Origin of the sequence: Streptomyces sp. TG1A-8, from assembly GCF_030499535.1 — a bacterium.
GTDB lineage: Bacteria > Actinomycetota > Actinomycetes > Streptomycetales > Streptomycetaceae > Streptomyces.
The window spans coordinates 1,541,597-1,561,338 of sequence record NZ_JASTLB010000001.1 but is presented as its reverse complement, the minus strand read 5'-3'; the positions used below and the strand labels follow the sequence as shown (position 1 = coordinate 1,561,338).

Below are 19,742 nucleotides of genomic sequence, written 5' to 3'. Positions count from 1 at the left end.
CCCTTGCGGCGGGACGGCCCGTCCCCGACGTCTCCGGTGAGCCGACGGTCACGGGCGCGGCCGTCCGTCCCTTCCCGCGGGAGGGTGCCGCGTCGCGCACCCTGCCTCCGAAACCAGCCAGGAGGTACCCATGAGTACACGTTTTGCCGTGCTCGGGCCGGTCAGGGCCTGGCGCGGTGACACGGAGCTGACACTGGGGCCCCCCATGCGACGGGGTCTGCTCGCTTTGCTCCTGACCCAGGCCGGGCACCCGGTCGCCGTCCACGAAATAGTCGACGCCCTGTGGGGGCAGAACCCGCCGGACACCGCCGTCAACGTCGTCCAGCGGCACATCGGAGCACTGCGTCGCCTGCTCGAACCCGGTCTCCTGGCAGGAGGCGAGTCGCAGTACCTCATCCGTGGTTCGGGTGGCTACCGCCTCGAAACGGACCCCGACTGCCTCGACCTGCTGCGCTTCCGCAACCTGCGGCAACAGGCGCAGCAGGCGGCCGAAGCCGGCCGGCCGACGGCGGCCACGGAGTTGTTGATAGAGGCACTGGCCCTCTGGCGGGGTCCCGCGGCCATAGGGATCGCGGCCGAGGTGAGGGCCCATCCGGTCTTCACCGCCCTGGACCTCGAGCACCTGGTCGTCGTCAAGGAAGCGGCCGAGCTGGCGCTGAAGGCGGGTCCGTGCCTCGGCGCACGGGTGCTGGTGACCCTCCGGCAGGCTGCCGCGCAGCATCCGTTGGACGAGGCGCTGCAGGCCAGACTGATCCTGGTGCTGGCGGCAACCGGGCACCAGGCCGAGGCCCTGGACGTCCACCGGGCCGTGCGCACGCGTCTGGCGGACGAGCTCGGAGTGCAACCGGGTCCCGAACTGCAGGCTGCCCAGCAGCGTGTACTGGCCCACGCCCACGCTTCCCACGCCTCGACGCGCCTCGGAGGCGCGGAACCGCCCGTCCCGGACGACGGCGAGGCAGGGCCGACGGGGCCTGCGGAGCCGCGCTCCGACACCGCCGCCACGGTGCGCCCCGCCCAGCTCCCCGTGGACCTGCCCGCCTTCACCGGCCGTCACAGCGAACTGGCACGTCTGCGGGAGCTGCTGCCCGCCGCCGGCGCACGTGGATCGACAGCCACGATCGGCGTGATCGGTGGCATGGCCGGCGTCGGCAAGACCACCCTGGCGGTGCACTGGGCGCATGGCGTCGCTGACCGGTTCCCCGACGGACAGCTCTACGTGAACCTGCGCGGCTTCCACCCCACCGGCTCGGTCATGAGCCCGGTCGAAGCGATACGGACCTTCCTCGACGCCTTCGGCGTGCCTGCGCACGGCATTCCGGCGGGGCTGGACGCGCAGGCAGCGCTGTACCGCAGCCTGCTGGCCGAGCGGCGCGTGCTGATCGTGCTGGACAACGCGCGCGACACCGAGCAGGTCCGCCCCCTGTTGCCCGGTGCGTCCGGCTGCCTGGTCATCGTCACCAGCCGCAGCCAGCTCTACGGACTGGTGGCCGGAGAGGGCGCGCACCCGGTGACGCTGGACCTGCTCAGCGAGGGGGAGGCGTTGCAGTTCCTGTCCCGTCGGCTCGGCCCCGAACGGGTCGCCAACGAACCCGGTGCGGCCGCGCAGATCGTCGCCTCCTGCGGACGCCTTCCCCTGGCGCTGGCCCTCGTCAGCGCGCGAGTGGTGATGAACCCGACGTTCCCGCTCGCCTCCATCGCGTCCGAACTGGGTGAGAGCGGGGACAGCCTCGACGCTTTCGCCGTGGAAGCCCCGGCCGCGGACGCACGGAGCGCATTCTCCTGGTCCTACCAGCTCCTCAGCCCCGAAGCCGCCCGCGTGTTCCGCCTTCTGGCACTGCATCCGGGGCCCGACTGCTCACTCGCGGCCGTCGCCAGCCTCGCCGGGCAGCGCGCCGGTCAGGTGCGGCCGCTGCTCGCCGAGCTGATGCATGCCAACTTGATCTCCGAAACCGTCCCGAGCCGCTTCAGCTGTCACGAACTGCTGCGTACCTACGGCACCGAACTGAGTCGGGCACAGGACACGACGCAGGACCTGGGCACGGCCCGGCGTCGATTGCTCGACCACTACCTGCACAGCGCGCACGCGGCGGACAGCACCCTCGCGCCCAGCCGGGAGCGCATCGAACTGCCGTCCCCCGCGGCCGGCGTGACCGCGCAGCGATTCACCGACCAGGCGAGTGCGGCCGACTGGCTGGAAACCAACGGATCCGTCCTGCTCGCCGCGATCGAGCAGGACGCCCGGCACGGCAGCGGCGAGCACAGCTGGCAGCTGGCCTCGATACTGGAGTCGCACCTCGACCGCAACGGCCGTTGGCAGGAGCAGGAGGGCGCGCAGGCGACGGCCATGGGCGCGGCCCAGCGCCTGGGCGACATACGCGGACAGGCGCATTCGCACCGGGCGCTCGGCTTCGTCAGCGGTCGCCTCGAGCGGTGGGACGAGGCGGAAGCGCACCTGTCGCGCGCGCTGGAGCTGTTCGGCGAGATCGGCGACCAGGCCAGTCAGGGCAAAACCCACCGCTACCTCGCTTTTCTCGCCAACCAGCGTCGGCTTTACGACGTGGCCCTCGACCACTACGCGCACGCGAGTGCCCTCTACCGCGCGGCGGCACGGCGCAGCGGCGAGGCGAGCACGGCCAATGAGCTCGGCTGGACGTACATCCTGATGGGCGAGTACGACTCCGCTTTGGAACAGTGCGGTCAAGCGCTCCTCGTCCACCAGGAGATCGGTGACCGCAACGGTGAGGCCGCCGTGTGGGACAGCCTCGGCTACGCCCATCACCACCTGGGCAACCACGGTCGAGCACTCACGTGCTACCAGCGTGCGCTCGAGCTGTACCGGACGATCCGCGACCGCTACCTGGAAGCCGACACCCTGGTGCACATCGGCGACACCCACCGCGCGACCCCCGATGACGTGCGGGCGGCGCTGGCCTGGCTCGAGGCGCTCGGCATCCTGGAGGAGATCGGCCATCCGTACGCCGTGGACGTCCGGCACAAGCTGCAGGGGATCGCCGCATCCGCCATCGGCGGGCAGTCCTTCGAGGGCTGACGCAGCATTCCGACGACGGGCCGCGAACGGTGCGGGCCCGCCGGTTCGTCCGGGCGTCAGTGAAACGTCAGCGTTCCGGACGCGGGCGCTGCCTACGCTCGCCGCGCGCCGCTCCACCAGGAGCCGCGTTTCCACCTCCTGCGCACCAAGCCGTGTCGGCATGTCGAGCCGTCGGGACCGATCGGGGTCCGGAGAGGGCGGAGACGCGACGGCTTCCCCTTCAGGAAGTGGAACATGAACACAACCGCTGCCGCGGACGCCCCGTCAACCGCACGCCGGAACCAGTTGCTGCACACGCTGGTGTCCGACCACGCCAAGGCACTGCTCGCCTACGCCGGAAAGCTGCTGAACGACCGCCACATGGCGGAGGACATCGTGCAGGAAGCGCTCATCCGCGCATGGTCGCACTCGGAGCGGCTCTACGGCACCGAGGGCTCGGTGCGGGGCTGGCTCCTCACGGTGACCCGCAACCTCGTCGTCGACCGCCTGCGCAGCGCCGCGTCCCGTCACGAGACCGTCGGCGCCGACGAACGTGATGTGTCCCTGCCCGATCACTCCGGAGCCGTGCTCGCCTCGCTCGAGGTGACCAAACTGCTGCGGCAGCTCTCCCACCAGCACCGGGAGGTGCTCCTGCACACCTATCTGTGCGGCAGGACGGTGCAGGAGACGGCACAGCTCCTCGGTGTGCCCGCCGGCACCGTCAAGTCCCGCCAGCACTACGCCCTCAGCAGTCTGCGGACCAAGGCCGGTGCCTCGGACTGTCCGTAGGCCACTGGCCTTCGGCGCCCCGCCCGCCGGTACGTCGATGACCCCCGCGATCGCTGCGGTCGGTGACCGCTCGCCCGGTCACGTCGCACCGGGCACCCGCCGGGCGACGGGGGCACGGAGGCTGGTGGCGCTTCCAGCAGGTCGGTGCGCACGGATCACTGCGAGGAGTAGGCACCCCCGCTTCCGTGCGGGACCGCATCGAGCGGCTGTTCCGGCCGTGCGGCAGCGGCATGTGGGAGAAGCGGGAACATGCTGCCGGGAGCGGGAGGGAGCGCGTGCGGCAGTCGGCGCCGGCGCGTGTCGGGCATCGCCGCGGTTTGTTCCCGTGCCCCGAGCGGTCGGTGGTCCGGTCCCCCCTGCCGATGTCACTCCTGGGTGAAGACCGGGCCGTTCAATACACTCGGAAAAATTTTGACGCCGACCACTCCGGATGTTTGATGAGGAGCCGGGCGAATCACCTGTCCTTGTGTTGAAAATAGGGACATAACAGGCAATGTGTCGGTTCATCGGTCGTTGACAAACCCGGCCAGGAATTGGCATTATGCGTTCGATTTAGTTGATGCGTGAACCAAAGCTTCAAGGGAGAGGCTTGAAGCGCATCAGCTGTCCGCCCCCTTGTGTGGTCCCCCTCGTTCCGTTCTCTTCCTCGGAGTTGTCGGAGCGCCTCCGGTGCACCAACAGGTGCCATTCACCCGTGTATCGATCCCGGTGGAAGCAACGGTGACGGCGACAGCAGTGACCACATGTTTGTAGGAGAAAAAGTGAACCGCTTCGCTCCCCTGCCCCGTTCTGTCGTGGCATTCCTTCTTCTGTTCTCGTTCCTGGGGGTTGTCGGAGCGATTCCGGCGCATCAACTGGTGCCGCACGCCCGCGTCCTGGTGCTGGCAGGAAGGAGCTCTGGCGATGGCAGTAGCGGGAAGGAGATCCCTTTGTGCTGCTGAGGAGCTCCGCAGCCCCGAAGGGCCGGGGCCGCCGGCACGTCGTCCATGACGGGTACGCGAGGAAGGGTTCGACACACCCGCTGGGGTTGAACTCGCGGCGTCCTCGGAGTCGATGGCCGGCCGTCCGCCGTGGTCCGGTCCACACGATCCGGAGTGTGTGGAAACCGCCGGTACGCGGCGGCCGGCTCCGTCGGCCGCCGGTCCGGCGCGCCACGGAGCGGAACGACGCGGTCGCTGAGCGGACCAAGGTGGGGGGCGCCCTCCTTGCGGGGGAGCGTGGCCTTCCGGGCAAGCTCCGTGGAGGCTGGCTCGCCCTCGACGATGAGTCCGGGGTTCCGTGGCGCCGCCGCAGGCCAGGACCTCCCGGGGCGGCCGCACTGCGATGGTGCGGTGCGCGGTCTTCCCGCAGGTGGATGTCCGCTGCCGCGCTGACCCGCTGCGAACCCGGCCACCGGTCCAGGCCGATGTGCCGGCCGCGCGGGGACGGCGACCGGTGCGACGGGCGCACCTGTCCCGTTCGCCAGCGCGACACGCCCACGGCGACCCAGCCTGACCAAGCCCTACTGGCCCTACTGGACGGTCCGTTGGGAGGAGGACCGTTCTCTTTCGGTTTCGCTGAACAGTCCCTTGCGGTGCCCCATGCAGCGCATGCCTTCGCGATAGGCCCACACGGCCCGGTCGCTCTCGCCGTCCTGCTCGAAGACTTCGGCCAGTTCGGACCAGGCGAAGGCCGCCTGCCGCCGGGCCTCGGAGGCCTCCAGCATCAAGGCACCGCGTTCGTAGGCGTGTCGCGCCGCGGCCCTGTCGTTCTGCTTGAGGTGGGCGGCCGCCATCACGATGTACGCACGGGCACTCTCCAGCCGGTGCCCGGACCCGAGCAGGTCCAAGGCCCGCTGGGCGTGCTCCACCGCACGCTGCGCGTGGCCCAGGAACAGCTCGGCGCGCGCCAGGGCCGTCTGAGTGTAGGCGAGGTCGATGTCGGTGCCGATGGCGGAGAGGGACGCGGCACTCTGTTCCAGGAGTTTGATGGCGGCGTCCGGATCCGGAGTGTCGGAATGCAGCAGAACGCCGGCGTAAGCGTTGCGTACGCGCGCCAGGGCCCGTTCGTCCTCCCCCTCGGAGTAGATGGCCACGGCCTTGGTGATCATGGAGAGGGCCTCGGCGGACTGTCCTTTGCGGAGCAGGACCACGCTGGCGTTCCAGTAGGCGGCCCCCAGGGCTTTGCGGTCGCTGATCACTCCCGCCTGCGAAATGGCCTGGGAGGCCAGGAAGTGGGCGCGGTGCAGGTCACCGCGTTCGGTGTAGACGCCGACCAGCGTGGACAGCAACTCCAGACTGGCCACCGTGGGCGGCAGCTTGAGGGCGTCGAGGCTTTCGATCGTCGCCTCGGCGACCTCAATGGCGCGCGAGAGGTCACCGAGTTCGCGGTAGCAGCGGCACAGTGCCATGACGACCGACAGTTGAGGTACCGCGTCCCGGTTGTCCTGCGACGCCTGGGAGCGCAGGAACTCGAAGCGGGCTACGGCCTCCTCCAGTCGTCCCGCGTGCTCCAGGGAGCGGGCGATGCCCAGCTCGGCCGCGAACCAGAGCATGCGGTTCTCCGTGACGGAAATCTGGTTCTGCACCTGTGTGAAGGCGGCGAGAGACGATTCGTGATCGCCGTTGTGCAGGGTCATCTCCGCATACCGGAGCTCGATCTCCAGAAGCGTGGTGTCGGTCTTCTGCGGCTCGCCGAGCAGCTCCTCCAAACGGCAGCCGAGTCTTTCCGCCAGCTGTCGCAGAACTTCATCCGACGGTGTGCGCTTGCCCGCTTCCAGCAGGGAAATGTAACTTGTCGACAAGTTGTCCCCGGCCAAGGCGCTTTGCGGCAACCCAGCTGAAAGCCGCAACCGGCGGATACGAGAACCCAATTTTTCCGGCTTCGTCATATCTGTCCCTGTCTCGACCGTACGGCCAGTTGTGACCCCGGGAAGGTTCCCTGTGACTTGTAAAGACTACATCAAGCTTGTGGTCGTAGAAGGACGAGTAATCATTTGGTCACTTGCTTTGACAATGGTGCCATCCGGTGCGGCGGCGGCCGACCGGGTGGCGGGTGTCTCCTTCGTTGCGCCCGCAGGGCCCGAAAGGGACCTCCATGACCGGCTGCGCGCCCGTGCCGCACGGGGCCGGTCGTCGTCCTTCCCGCGCGGAAGGGCGCGAACGGCCGGCCTCGCCGGTGTCCCGCCCGCCACCGGGATCCGCGGACAACGCCCACCTGCCTCCCGGCTGCCACGCGCTGGTCGCAGTCGACACCGTCCTGCTCAGCGAACCGCGACCGCAGTTGACCGCCCGCACTGGTCCGGGGGTGCCGTCCCTGCGGTGTCCGCCGCCGCGGCGACCAGGGCGGCGCCGCTTGCGGTGATGTGAGCACCGGCATCCGTCACGAAGCGGAATGTGCTGGTGATGGCGTCGAAGAGGTCGTGGACCTCTTTCTTCAGCGGCAGGTTGGGGCTGGCGAGGCTGACCACGAGGAAGTCCCCGGTGGTACCGGGCACCGGCATCATGGTGTGCATGGTCAGCAGCGCGACGTCGGTGTCCCCGGTCAGCCGCGTCACCTCAGTGCCGATGACTCGTGTCACCTCCCCCACGCGGGGCACGTTCGCCGTGGTGACGACCCGGTCCTCCGGGGGCGCGCCGGCGGCCGGGGGGACGCTCAGCGGCACGGACGGCACGGGCGGCGCGCAGCCCTGGCCCCCGGGCGTGGTGAGGGGAATGACCATGCCGTACGCCATGAAGAGGCCCCCGGTGTGCAGCGTTGCCGTGCCCGCCGTCAGCAGTGCCTCGTGGCGGCGTGCACCTCGTATCACCTCGCGCCCCTGGCGGAACATGTTGTCGATCCGCTCCTTCTCACGTGCATCCTCCGTCGAGGCCAGGATCCGCGCACGGAGCCCGGCCAGTTCAGCACTGCACGGGTCGATCCGCTGCCACGGATCCGGAATGTCCAGGAGGAAACGCTGTGCAATGCTCATCGGCCACCCGCTGTTCTGTCCTCGATGAAAACGGCTCTTGCTCCTGTGGTTGAGATGCGACACCGCTTTCCGGTTGATCACCGAAGAGGACACCGGCGTCTTGACGATGACGTCCTCGTCGGTTCGCACCTGTTCTTCCCTCTGTACTTGACTGCCTCCCGTGCCGACTTGGAACCCGAGCGGGCCTGTGGCGCGGTTCGAGCCCGAAAGTGGCATGAAGCCGGGCGTGCGGTGCCGCGTAGCGAAGGATTGTCTCCGTGTGAAGCACGGGGTCGGAGGGGCGGGTAGTTCACCCCTTGCGGGTTCCTTGGCCGAATGCTTATGAAGCGCAGGGTGGCAGGTCGGGGGCAGTGGGTCGGTTTTCGGACAGTTCTGTGAGCATGCGGGCCGCTCGGAGACGGATTCATTCCGGCACGGCTGCTGCCCTCACGGCAGCGCGTTCGACCCCTGGACACTGCCGACCGGAGGGCTCGGCGGTCCTGCCGGACGGGTGGCGGTCTTGGGATCAGGAGGCCGGCGCGTCGAAGTCGACTGCGGACCGAGCGGCCGGCCCGTGGAAGGTGCGGCCGATTCCCTTCTCGCCGGAAACGACCGTGAACGGACTCGTCGGACACGACTGCCCCGGCTGTGACGTGAGGCCGCCTGGTCCGTGACCGGTGACCGACCGCACGGGGGCCCGGGGACGGCGGATGCCGCATGGCGGCGGACGGCGTCGCTGTCGCGGTGGGCACGGGTCCGCGGCGAGGTGGTGGGTGCGGTGGAACGAGTGGTGCCGGTGGGCTCCGCCATCGACCGTGCCACCAGCGCGCCGTAGGGGTCCGTGAGCGGGGCGCCGGGGAGAGGGGCCGGTGGACGTGGTACCCACCGGCGGCGGCCGACCAGCGCTCGGTCGTTTCCGCGGCGGGCTGACGCCACGGCCGTCCGGTCCGCGGAAGCCGGCGCCCTCCGTCGGCGGTCCTCCTCGCTCCGGGCGATGTCAGTCAGCGGTCCACGGCGTGCGATGCCGTGACGGACGCGGTGGGAGTGCGGCGTCCGCTGTCCGGTGGCTCCACGAATCCCGGTGGATCCGACGGGGAGGAGGCGCCGCTGGCGCCACTCGCACGGGCGGTCGGAACCGGTGGCGATCCGTCGAACGAGGGGCCACGACGGCCGGCCCGTGCTTCCCCGGCATGTTCCCGGGGAGCATAGCGTCGTGGGGCCGGAAACGGGCCCGGCCGAACAACGGACCGAGGCCGGCCACGAACCGCACCCTTACGGCTTGCCAGCGATCGGGAAACCGAAAGAAATCATTCTTTCGCAGCAGGTACGGTCCTTCCGCGGTCGATCGTGATGTCCTGCTTGACGGCGAACCAGACACCGCCCACGTTCTGGCCGTTGGTGTCGCCGGGCTGACTGTCGCCCTTGAAGGTGTAGGCGGGCCAGCAGTTGAACGCTTCCTGCCGCGTGCCGTTCGGTGTGGTGAAGGTGAACAGCGATTCGGGGTCGAGGCCGGCCGCCTTCGCATCCGCGGCGGTGACCGGCGCGGTGGGAGTCCACTTCTGCAAGCAGGCCGCGTCGCAAGCGGTTTTCATCGGCCACGGCCGATCCTTGGTGAACAGGTACAGCGTCCGGCCGTCCTTGTCCTGCAGGACCTTCCCCAGCTTCGGGTCATTGAGCACCCCGAGGGCCGGGCGCTTTACACCGGCCTTCCAACCGTCCGGCGCGGAGGCGTACCAGGTCCCCTTGACGCCCTGGCCGTTGGTGTCACCGGGCTTGGTGTCCTTGGCGTAGTAATACAACGGCTTGCCGGCAAGCGTGAGTTGCTTGGAACCGTCGGCCCGGGTGAGGGAGCCGAGCAACTCCGGGTCGAGGCCCTTCGCGGCTCGGGCGCCGGTCGCAGGAACCGGCGGCCACTGGGCCGCGCAGGCGCCCTCGCAGCTCGACGTGCCAGGCGTGGTGTCCTTGGCGAACACATAAGCGGTCATGCCCCTGCCGTCAACGACGACCGCGCCGAGCGTGGTGTCGGTGCGCACCGACACCGAGCCCGCCGATGTCGTCACCGTCGGCGCCGACGGACCGCCTGACGCCGCGGTCGCCGACGACTGCTGGGTGGCCGCGGTCCCCTTCGCCTCCGTCGGACCGCCGCAGGCCGTGACGGACGTGAGTACCAGTAGCGCGGTACCGGCCACGAACAGGGCGTTTCGCGGATTCTTCCTCATTGCACTTCCCCAGGTCATGAAACATCCGCTCCGGGTAGGAGCTCCGTGCTGTACACGGTTTCGTGCCGCTGGACGGTTCAGTCCGACCCCCATGGGCCGCCCGGGCCCCGAACCCCTCGCGCTCCGGCTCCGTGGCCCGGCCGGCCGAAGACCGGACCCGGACGCCACGGCCGGTTCGGCATGGTCGACGGGTGTGAGCGGCACTGCCACGTCGGTGAGGGCGAGGGTGAGGGGGCCTTTACCCGAGGCCGGGCAGTCAGCGTTTTCGCGGGTCACGCAAGGTCGCCGAGGGGCCCCGGCGTGGAGCAACGGGGCTCGTCGGTACCGGCGGTCGTCCAGGACGGCTTGTTCACAAGGGGCTCCGCCGCCGTTTCATCATGTCCTGTCGGCCCCGGTGGTGGTCATCACCCGTACGGTCACCGTGGCGGCGGGCCGGTCCGGCGCCGAAGGCACTGCGTGATCTGCACCGTCGGCTTGGAGTCGTACTGCTGCGGGCACCGCTTGAGGCGCTGGCCCGGCCGACGACACCGGGGGTGCGATCCGGTCCGTTCCGGATGGTGCCGTCCGGCGGGCGCGGTTCGCAGAAGGTCGCCGACCCCATCCGCGAACTCGGACCTCACGGTGGACGGCGCCGTGGGAGCGGAGCTTGTCCTTGCGGAGCTTGTCCTTGACGACGACCCGGGGCACCGGACGCGTCTTCTTCTCGGCCTGCGGGGAAATGCCTGGCCGGCGGCCCGCCACGGCTGCTTCAGCTGTCCGCCGGTCTTGATGAAGGGCCTCGTTCCACTGCTTCGGCCGGGTGCCGGTGCCCCTTGCACGACGGTGATGCGCCCCCCCGCGGACGGCCCCTCCCAGCCCGACCAACCCGACGATCATCCCATTCGGCCGGCCAACGTGACAGTTCCGCTGGCGAAGGAGCTCCCGCCTGCGGCGGTCACTCGGCGGGCACCAGCACGCTGGGATCTCCGGAGAACCAGGCACTGTCGATGGTGAGCCGGCTGATCCGCCACTGCTCGCCGTCCCGGACCAGGTCGGCGTCGTACCGGTTCATCATCAGCGCCTGCCGGGTCCTGTCGGGCTTGGGGCCTTCCCCGGGCAGGAAGTGTTGTGCCATCGCGTAGCACTTCAGGGTCGCGGCGTCACCGTTGACAGTGGTGCGTACGTTGCTGATGGTGTGACTGGTGTCCAGGGGGCCGACCGCGGGGATCAAGGCCCCCACGACCATGTCGCGCGGCGTCAGCACGGGGAATTCCAGGCCGATCTTGGCGGTGGCGGGAGTGAGGTCCACCACGGCGCCCTCGGTGAGGGACGAGGAGAGGAGGTCGGCGTCGCCGTGGTCGAGTCCCGCGGTGTAGCGGTGGAGGGCGTCGGTGATCGCGGCCTGGTCGAGCAGGTTCTGCAGCTTGTCGTCGGTCACGGGTTCCTCTTCGGGTCGGATGTTGTGATTGAGGCGGAACAGGTTCGTCGGGTCGTACTGCCTCTTGATGGAGCGCAGCCGCCGGTAGTCCTTCTCGGCGTAGGCGGTGCGGACATCGTCGTCGGCGGTGTCGTGGGTGGCCATGAAGTTGAGGTAGCGGCCTCCGGTCGCCCACGGCCGCATGCTGCCCAGGAACGCGTCGGCGAAGGCGTTCTGCCGGCCAAGGTCGGCCGGCATGCCGACAGCCACCACCCACAGGGCAAACAGGGCGTCGCGGTTGCCGACTGCGTTGTCAGCGGGATGGCCCAGCGCCCCCCCGAGGTGGCGCAGCTCCACGAACTGCACCGGGCAGTCGGCAGCCGGGCCTGCCACGGCGAGGATCTCCTCCACGGTGTCCGGGGCGAGCGACCGCAGCATCGCAGTGCGCTCCAGGAAAGGCGCCGGATCGACGGGATCGGCGTGGATCTGGGCGAAGGAGTCGTAGGGCATGTCGCCGAGGGTGTCGAGCAGCACGGGGGCGGCCGCGCGCAGTGGCGCAACGAGCTCGGCGCCCTCCTCTGCCGTGCCGAGGTGGGAGATGCGGATGTGCACGGCGAAGCGGTCGGCGAGGAAATCCGGGACACCCGGCAGGGGCGGCAGGCGCAGCAGGGCCACGGACGACGTCAGGGCGTCGGGCACGGTTGCGGTGAAACGGCTGTACGCGTGCAGAACCTCGGCCGCGTGCTCTCCGGCGAAGAACAGCCCGCCCGCCCATAGCGTCTGCGCGGGGAACAGACGGAACTCCATCGCCGTGACCACGCCGAAGTTGCTCTTACCACCTCGCAGGGCCCAGAACAGATCGGTTTCGACGGTGGCGTCGGCACGGCGCAGTTCACCGTCGGCGGTGACGACGTCGATGGCGGTGACGTGATCGGCCGCCCACCCGTGCATGCGGCCCATGGTCGGGCTCAAACCGCCGCCGAGGGTGTGGCCGACCACACCCACCAGCGGTGATGAACCGTTGAGGGGGGCCAGACCGTAGGGGGCTGCCGCATCGACGACCTGCTGCCAGCGGACGCCTGCCTCCACGCGGGCGACGCGTGCGTGGGCATCGACGGTGACCTCGGACATCCTGTGTGTGGTGACGAGTACTGCCCCGTCGGCCGGGACGATCGCCTGGTGCCCGGTGGACATGACCGCCACGGGCAGCGACCGCGCCGCTGCGAAGCGAACCGCCGCTTGGACGTCAGCCGCGGTCGCGGCTCCTACCACGACGGCTGGACGGTGGGCGACGGCCAGGTTGTAGGGAGCGCACTCCCGGGCGTACCCGTCATCCCCCGGCCGGAAGACCGGTCCGGTCAGCCCGGCTGCCAAAAGATCCTGTATCGGCGAACTGTGCATGCACCCAGTGCATCGAACCGAGGTCGACGCCGTGTCGACGTCATGTCGACGTCATGGGGCCGGCTTCTGCGGCAACGGCGCCGACGGCAGACCGGCGCTTACGACGGGCGCCTCCGCTATCTGGTTCAGGACTGCGCGGATGTCCTGGCCGGACACGGCCGGGTCGCGGCTGAGGTAGTGGCGCAGCAACCGGTGCAGCGCCTGCTGGCACCGCTCGGCCCCAGGAGCGTGCAGTGCCTGCCGTCGGGCGAACGCCTTCACCAGCCCGTGGTAGTGGTAACCGTCGGGGCCGGATTCCACGACGTGTGCGTCGACCAGCGTTTCCATGACCGCTTTCGCGCGCTCCACCGGCAGGTCCAGGAGTGCGGCTGCCGCAGCGGGTGAGAGACGGGCGCAATCGGGCACGGCGGCGAGGTGGAACGCGGTCCGGTGCAGGTCGTCCATCCGGGCCTGGGCATCGCGGAACGGCTTGTCGACGATCTTGCAGTCCTCGTGCATCACCACCGGCTGGCGCAGGTCGTCTTCCAGTTGCGCGAGGATCTGCCCGATCGTCCACAGGGGACGGGCTGCGAGCCGGGCAGCTGCGACGTGCACCGACAGCGGCTGGTGCGAGCAGGCGGCGACCAGCTGAACGGACGCTTCCCGCTCGTTGAGGACGCGCTCGGGGCCGGCGATGGCCGCGAGCAGGTGCAGGGCGTCCTCTGGCCGCAGCACGTCCAGCCGGTGCCAGTGGACCGGCAGGTCGACGATGCGGCGCCAGCTGGTCACCAGTACGGCGCACCCGGTGGTGGCCGGCATCAGGGGCCTTACCTGCGCGGCATCGACGGCGTCATCGAGTACGACCAGCATGCGTCGGCCCGCGCTCAGGGTCCGCCACATCGCGGCCCTCTCGTCGAGGGACGGCGGGGGATCGACCACGCCGAGCGCGCGCAGGAACCGGCCGAGCACCTCCACCGGCGCGACGGGATCGTCATGGCCACCGAGATCCGCGAAGAACTGGCCGTCGGGAAAACCGCCACCCACCACGTGGGCGACATGGACGGCGAGCGCTGTTTTCCCCGTCCCGCCCAGGCCGGTGATTCCGGCCGCAGAAGAGCGCGAACGATCGCTCAACGCGGCTGTCAGCTCGGCGATCTCCATCTGCCGACCGGTGAAAACGGGTGGGTCCGGCGGAAGCTGCGCCGGGACCGCCACCGGACGGAAGTCGTAGGAGGCGGTAAGCGTCGGATCCGCGCTGAGGATGCGTTCGTGCAGGTGACGCAGCCCGGGACCCGGATCGACACCGAGTTGTTCACGCAGGATCAGGCGGGCCTCCTGGTACACCGCGAGCGCCTCGGCCTGGCGCCCCGCCCGGTACAGCGCCAGCATCAGCTGCTCTCGCAGGCCTTCGCGCAGCGGCTGCTCGGAAATCGCCGCAGCCAGCTCCACCGCGAGTTCCGCCCGCCCTCCGCGGTCTAGTTCGGCGGCGAACAACTCCTCCAGCGCGACCATGCGCAGCTCCTCCAGCCGTCGGCGTTCGTCGTCGACGAAGAAGCCCCGCACGTCCGACAGTGGCTGATCCCGCCAGTGGTTGAGCGCCTCGCGCAGACAGACTGCCGCAGTGTGGTGGTCACCGTCACGCTGGGCTTGACGAGCTTGGCGGAGGAGGCGTTGGAACTCGCCGAGATCGACGGCTCCTCCGTGCACGTCCAGCCGGTAGCCGCCGCCGGCCGACTCGATGGAGGCCGTGTCTCCGAGAACCGCGCGCAGCCGGTAGACGTAGGTGCGGACGGTTCCGCGAGCGCCTCGTGGCGCCTCTTCACCCCACAGGGCGTGAAGTATCGCGTCGGTCCCCGCCGGCCTCCCTTCCCTCAGGAGGAGCAGTGCCAGCAGCGCTCGCTGCTGCGGCGAGCCCAGGTCGAGTTCACGTCCTTCTCTCCAGGCGCGGACAGGTCCGAGGAGTGCAAAAAAGGTCACAAACTTAATCATCATATCGCCTGGTACGCTGACTGACCAGTCAGTCATAGAGGGAAGAGTGGTCACGTTGGCACGTACTTGGTTCATCACCGGCACCTCCCGGGGGCTCGGGCGCCGTCTCGTCGAGGCCGCCCTCGCCGTCGGTGACTCCGTGGTCGCCACCGCCCGGCGACCCGAGCAGGTCGAGGACCTGGTCGCCGTCGGCGGCGACCGTGTGCTCCCCGTCCGGCTCGACGTCACGGAGCCGGGTGCTGCCGCGAGTGCCCTGCGCACTGCGGTCGAGCACTTCGGCCGGGTCGATGTGGTCGTGAACAACGCCGGGTACGGGAGCATCGCGCCCATCGAGGACGTGACCGACGAGGACTTCCGCAGCCAGGTCGACACCATCCTGTACGGCACGCTCAGCGTGTCCCGCGCGGCGGTCCCGCTGCTGCGCGGGCAGGGCTCCGGGCACATCATCCAGATCGGTTCCGTCGGGGGGCGGGTCGGCGCGCCGGGATTCGGCGTCCACCAGGCGATGAAATGGGCCGTGGAGGGGATGTCCGAAGCCCTGGCCAATGAAGTGGCGCCATTCGGGATCAGGGTCACCATCGTGGAACCCGGCGGACTCCGCACCGACTACAACGGTTCCTCGCGCGTGGTCGGCCGGATTCGGCCCGAGTACCAGGCGACCGTGGGCGCCGTCGCCGATGCGCTGGGCGCCAACAGCGGACGGGAACCCGGTGACCCGGCCAAGGCCGCGCGGGCCATCGTCAGCGTCGCGGGACTGGAGGAGCCGCCTCTGCGGCTCCTCCTGGGAAGCGACGCGGTCGCCTATGCGAGTGCCGCGGCCAGGGCCCGTGACGAGAACGACGCGCGCTGGCGCTCGTTGAGCCTGTCCACCGACGCCGAGGACGGTGTGGCGGGGGCCGACCTGTCCTGGTAGAGGGGATCGCGCCGTCGTTCGCTAATCTGGCCTCGTGGCCCGTAGCGTCGAAGAAACCAAGAGATGCATCATCGCAGCTGCTGCGGCGGAGTTTTCCGAACACGGTATCTCCGGTGCCCGGGTCGACCGGATCGTGGCGCGGGCTGGATGCGGCAAAGGCCTTTTGTACACCTATTTCGGCAGTAAGGAGCAGCTTTTCGACACCGTGCACGATGAGCTGGTGACCCGGGCCGTGGACGCGGTGCCCTTCTCCGCGGACGACCTTCCGGGGTACGCGGAGGCTCTGTACGACTATGTCAGCCGGAACCCGGCGGTTGTGCGCCTGACCTCGTGGTTCGAACTGGAGCGGGGGGACGCGGCACCACCCGCCGCGGTCGTGGACTCCCAACGGCGCAAGTGCGACGCGGTGGTGGCGGAGCAGGCCCGGCGCCGCGTGAACCCGCTCGTCCCCGCCGCCGACCTGCTGGACATGGTGGTGGCGCTGGCCATGCTGGGCGCACGTCCCTCAAACCGCGAGGACCGGCGAGCCTGGGTCCGGGCGAGTGTCGAGCGACTCGTTCAGGTCGTGTGAAAGGGCACCGAGCGCTGACCGCGGACCCGGCGTCGCGCCCGCGGAACGAACGGACACGTTCTCGATGGGCCCCGCCCACCGCGTCGGCCCGGCACGGGTCCGGGAGCCGGACGTCCTCGCCGCAGGACGGCGGCCGGCGCAGGACCAACAGGAATCCGAGGCCCCGTCCCGCAGGGAACGGCGGGGCCAGCGTGGACCTAGGCCGGGCCGGCCGGACCCGCAGTGAGGTCCGCGCACCCGTTGAACGGACGCCAGAGCGCCCCTGCCGAGTCACGCCCGGTCCCCTTCCGCCCGCAGCCCTTTCCACCGGGCCGGAGGACGACGTCGGCGCGCGAAGCCGCTCCGGCCAGCGGCGCGGCGCTCCTCCCGGGTTCCGCACCCGGTGCTGCGCCGCGTTCACTTCCGGGCTGACTGTCCGCAAGGAGCGAAGTCGTGCCGAACGCGCGGTCGGCGGTGTTCGCGCCCTGATGCACCGCACGCGCGCCGCTGTCCCGGACCGCGCCACATGACGTACCACAGCGTTCCACGCCGGAATTCGCTGTACCGGCTGGACGACCGCCGGGCCTTGGCCACGGGTGCCTCGGCGGCACCGGCAGTGCCCCCGCACCCGCTGTACGGCGGCGGCGCCCCCTCGCGAACGACCCCTCCCAGCCTGATCCACCGGAAAACCAGCCCACCGGTCAGCCACGCGACAGTGCCCGCCGGGCCGTTCGACGCGACCTGCAGACGAAGGGCCCCAGGGCCCGACGGGCCCTGGGGCCCTGGGGCACCGAGCGCGGGTCCGCACGGACCCCTTCCGCCGGTTGCACCGCCCCCACACCGTCCGGCGCCACTCCCTCCTCGGGCGGCGCAGCCCGGTCGCCCGCGGGCGAGCACGCCCGAGGCCATCGACTACGCCTGGCCCAAGGTGCACGGCCCGTGCCCGGGATCAGGGTCGGGGACGGCCGGCTGCCCGTACCGGGAAGCGCAGCCCTATCCGCTGTCACGCACCAGCCCGTGGCCGGGACGCCTGCCCCCCGCACCCCGCCGGTCCGCCCGGTCGGGGATGCGCATGCGGCTGCCGAGGGCCACCCCTAACTGGAAGCGGTTGTCCACGCCGAGCCGGTCCATGAGCGAGCGCAGGATGTTCGTCACCGTACGGGGGCTGACGCCGAGCCGGCCGGCAGCACTGGCGTCCGTGTGTCCGGCCAGAAGCAGCGCGACGAGCCTCCGCTGGCGTTCGTCCAGCGGCATCGCGGCGGCGAGCCGGTCCTCGAGGCTCGTCCTGCGTGGTACGCGGCCCTGCTCACTCCCAGCCGTCCGAACGCCCTCACGGCCCAGGGATGCGGGATTCATTGGAGTGTGCATGAAATTCCCCTATTTGGTGTGATCGGCCATGTTGCGCGACGGGCGGCGTCGACGCCCCGGGAAGCGCCCGCGGTCCTTGACCGTGAAGGGCGACTTCGGTCAAAAGCCCGGTCGTACACCGTCAGAACGGCCGAAATCACAACCGGACAACCAGTCGCGGTGCGGGTGGCGGGTCTGCTCGCCAACGAAGGGGTGTGCCACATCCCTTCGTGTGGATTTTTGGTTCGAACTTGACCAACTTTGATTTTCGTCATGTTCGGCTTGGGGGATGGGTGTAAAAATATTACGTGGAGCTGACGTGCGGATCCTGCGTCTGCGACCGAAAGGCTGATGGGGTACATCGTTTTGCTTCCCTCTTCGAGAGTGTCCCCCATCTGAGGTCGACGGGTACAGCTTTCGAATGAAATTCAATTTATGACTCAACAGCGTTTCAACAAGATGCTGACATGACTTGACTGAGCTGGTCAACGTCAGCATGCCGGGGGATGAAATAGCATCCATGGGGTGCTATGCCTTGATAACGAACTTTCCCCAAAAGGGGCAGGTGGGCAAGTAAAGGTACAAAATCAACCATCGAGAGATGTGTTGAGGACGGCTGAAACCGTTTCATGACTAGGGAATACAACAAGGTGTTGGGTTGCAGTGGGGATGAAGGGTGCGGGGGTCTGCGTCCCGGGAACGGGCGCGGGCAAGCCGGGCACCCGTACCGCGTCCGTACCCGCCGACTGCCCGGCCCGGCCCGGACAGTCGGCGGGGGCGGCCGCGCACGGTCTCCCGCCGGCGCTGATGACCTCGGTCGTCGCCACCGCCGGACCCGTCCGCCCGGTCCCTTCGGCTTCCCCCTCCCCAGCACGGTCCCGGGCGCACCTGACCGAGGAACGGGACCCCCTATCCCGCATGGCGGGATAGGGGGACACCCAGACGGTGCGGGCCCGTTGCCCTCTCGCGGCGGCCGTGGGAGGGCGCGCGGCAGTTGCTGGGGTTCCTGCCGGAGCAGGGCGTTCCGCTCGGCTTGCCGCCGCACTGGTGCGGCGAGGCGGGATCGGATCCCTCCCTCGCCCCCCCCGGCGCCCGCGGGGCGGGGCGGCGGCCGACGACGCGTCCGTCCCACGGCCGAGGGGGCCGCTCCTGCTGCGGAGGGCCCCCGGCCGTGGGACGGAAAGGACGGGCGCTCGGCTCAGCGCTCCTTCGGGCTGCTGGTGAGGGCCGGGTCCTTGAGCACCACGGGGGCGAGGACGGCGTCGATGGCAGACTTCAGATCGTCGTCCAGGGTGACGTCGCAGGCGACGGCGTTGGCGGTGATCTGTTCGGGTCTGCTGGCCCCGATCACCGCGCTCGCCACGTTCGGTTCGCGCAGGACCCAGGACAGGGCCAGGACGGGCAGGGGGACACCGGCCTGGTCGGCCAGGGGCAGCAGGTCCCGTACCCGGCCGAGGACGTCCTGGCGCAGCACCTTCTCCATGAAGTGCCCCCCGAACCCCTTGGTGTCCGTGGCGCGCGACCCGGGCGGCGGTGGCCGGCCCGGCACGTACTTGCCCGTGAGGACCCCCTGGGCCAGGGGGAGAACGCGAGCTGGCTCAGTCCCAGGTCGCGGCAGGCCGGAATCACCTCGGCCTCCACCACGCGGTGCAGGGCCGAGTAGCGGCACTGGTTGGACACCAGCGGCACCCGCAGCTCACGGGCGAGGGCCTGCGCGGCGCGGATCTCCTCCGCCCGCCACTCCGAGACGCCGATGTAGAGGGCCTTGCCCGAGCGGACGACGTCGGCGAAGGCGGTCATCGTCTCTTCCAACGGGGTGCCGTGGTCGAAACGGTGGGCTTGGTACAGGTCGACGTAGTCCGTGCCCAGCCGGCGCAGCGAAACCTCGATCGTCTCCAGGATGTGCTTGCGCGACAGCCCCCGGTCGTTCGGTCCGGGACCGACCGGCCAGTACACCTTGGTGAAGATCTCGACGCTGGAACGGCGCTCGCCCGCGAGAGCACGGCCGAGGATCTCCTCACCCGCGCCGAACGCGTAACCGTCCGCCGTGTCGAAACTGGTGATGCCGCATTCCAGCGCGGTGCGGATGCAGGCGACGGCCTCGTCGGCATCGATCTGCCCGCCGTGGGTGATCCAGTTCCCGTAGGCCAGCTCGCTGACGTGCAGACCGCTGCGGCCCAGGCGGCGGTGCTTCACCGTGCGC

Annotated in this window: 10 protein-coding genes and 1 pseudogene; 4 read left to right on the top strand and 7 right to left on the bottom strand. The window is 69.8% G+C overall.

The features are described from left to right. Positions 1-130 precede the first annotated feature (130 nt). Together QQY24_RS06380 and QQY24_RS06375 are read left to right on the top strand one after the other, a co-directional pair. Positions 131-3,049, top strand: a complete 2,919-nt coding sequence (locus QQY24_RS06380) for a BTAD domain-containing putative transcriptional regulator (protein ID WP_301971689.1) — start codon at positions 131-133, stop codon at positions 3,047-3,049. A gap of 234 nt (positions 3,050-3,283) precedes the next feature. Then, a complete protein-coding gene (locus QQY24_RS06375; protein ID WP_301971688.1) occupies positions 3,284-3,817 on the top strand; it encodes a sigma-70 family RNA polymerase sigma factor in 534 nt (177 codons plus the stop codon). Positions 3,818-5,327: 1,510 nt separating this feature from the next. Here the strand turns inward: QQY24_RS06375 and QQY24_RS06370 are convergent. The 5 genes from QQY24_RS06370 to QQY24_RS06350 form a co-directional block, all read right to left on the bottom strand. Beyond that, entirely contained in the window at positions 5,328-6,686 is a 1,359-nt protein-coding gene (locus tag QQY24_RS06370) for a helix-turn-helix domain-containing protein (RefSeq protein WP_301971687.1), read from the bottom strand. Positions 6,687-7,058: 372 nt separating this feature from the next. After that, the gene (locus QQY24_RS06365; RefSeq protein ID WP_301971686.1) at positions 7,059-7,895 is read right to left on the bottom strand and encodes a hypothetical protein; all 837 of its coding nucleotides are present in this window, start codon (positions 7,893-7,895) and stop codon (positions 7,059-7,061) included. A gap of 1,157 nt (positions 7,896-9,052) precedes the next feature. Further along, the gene (locus QQY24_RS06360) at positions 9,053-9,934 is read right to left on the bottom strand and encodes an SCO0930 family lipoprotein (protein WP_301971685.1); all 882 of its coding nucleotides are present in this window, start codon (positions 9,932-9,934) and stop codon (positions 9,053-9,055) included. Between the two features lie 964 nt (positions 9,935-10,898). Next, positions 10,899-12,761, bottom strand: a complete 1,863-nt coding sequence (locus QQY24_RS06355) for an FAD-binding protein (RefSeq protein WP_301971684.1) — start codon at positions 12,759-12,761, stop codon at positions 10,899-10,901. A gap of 51 nt (positions 12,762-12,812) precedes the next feature. Further along, entirely contained in the window at positions 12,813-14,765 is a 1,953-nt protein-coding gene (locus tag QQY24_RS06350; protein ID WP_301971683.1) for an AfsR/SARP family transcriptional regulator, read from the bottom strand. A gap of 19 nt (positions 14,766-14,784) precedes the next feature. On the opposite strand from QQY24_RS06350, the gene QQY24_RS06345 reads away from it, so the two are divergent. Together QQY24_RS06345 and QQY24_RS06340 are read left to right on the top strand one after the other, a co-directional pair. Then, entirely contained in the window at positions 14,785-15,642 is an 858-nt protein-coding gene (locus tag QQY24_RS06345; RefSeq protein WP_301971682.1) for an SDR family NAD(P)-dependent oxidoreductase, read from the top strand. A 34-nt stretch (positions 15,643-15,676) separates the two neighbouring features. Next, positions 15,677-16,213, top strand: a complete 537-nt coding sequence (locus tag QQY24_RS06340) for a TetR family transcriptional regulator (RefSeq protein ID WP_301971681.1) — start codon at positions 15,677-15,679, stop codon at positions 16,211-16,213. A gap of 972 nt (positions 16,214-17,185) precedes the next feature. Here the strand turns inward: QQY24_RS06340 and QQY24_RS06335 are convergent. Next, positions 17,186-17,548 carry a helix-turn-helix transcriptional regulator gene (locus QQY24_RS06335; protein ID WP_301971680.1) on the bottom strand — a complete coding sequence of 121 codons (363 nt, stop codon included), beginning with the start codon at positions 17,546-17,548 and terminating at the stop codon, positions 17,186-17,188. A gap of 1,189 nt (positions 17,549-18,737) precedes the next feature. Further along, positions 18,738-19,735, bottom strand: a pseudogene (locus QQY24_RS06330) (aldo/keto reductase family protein). Positions 19,736-19,742: the final 7 nt, after the last annotated feature.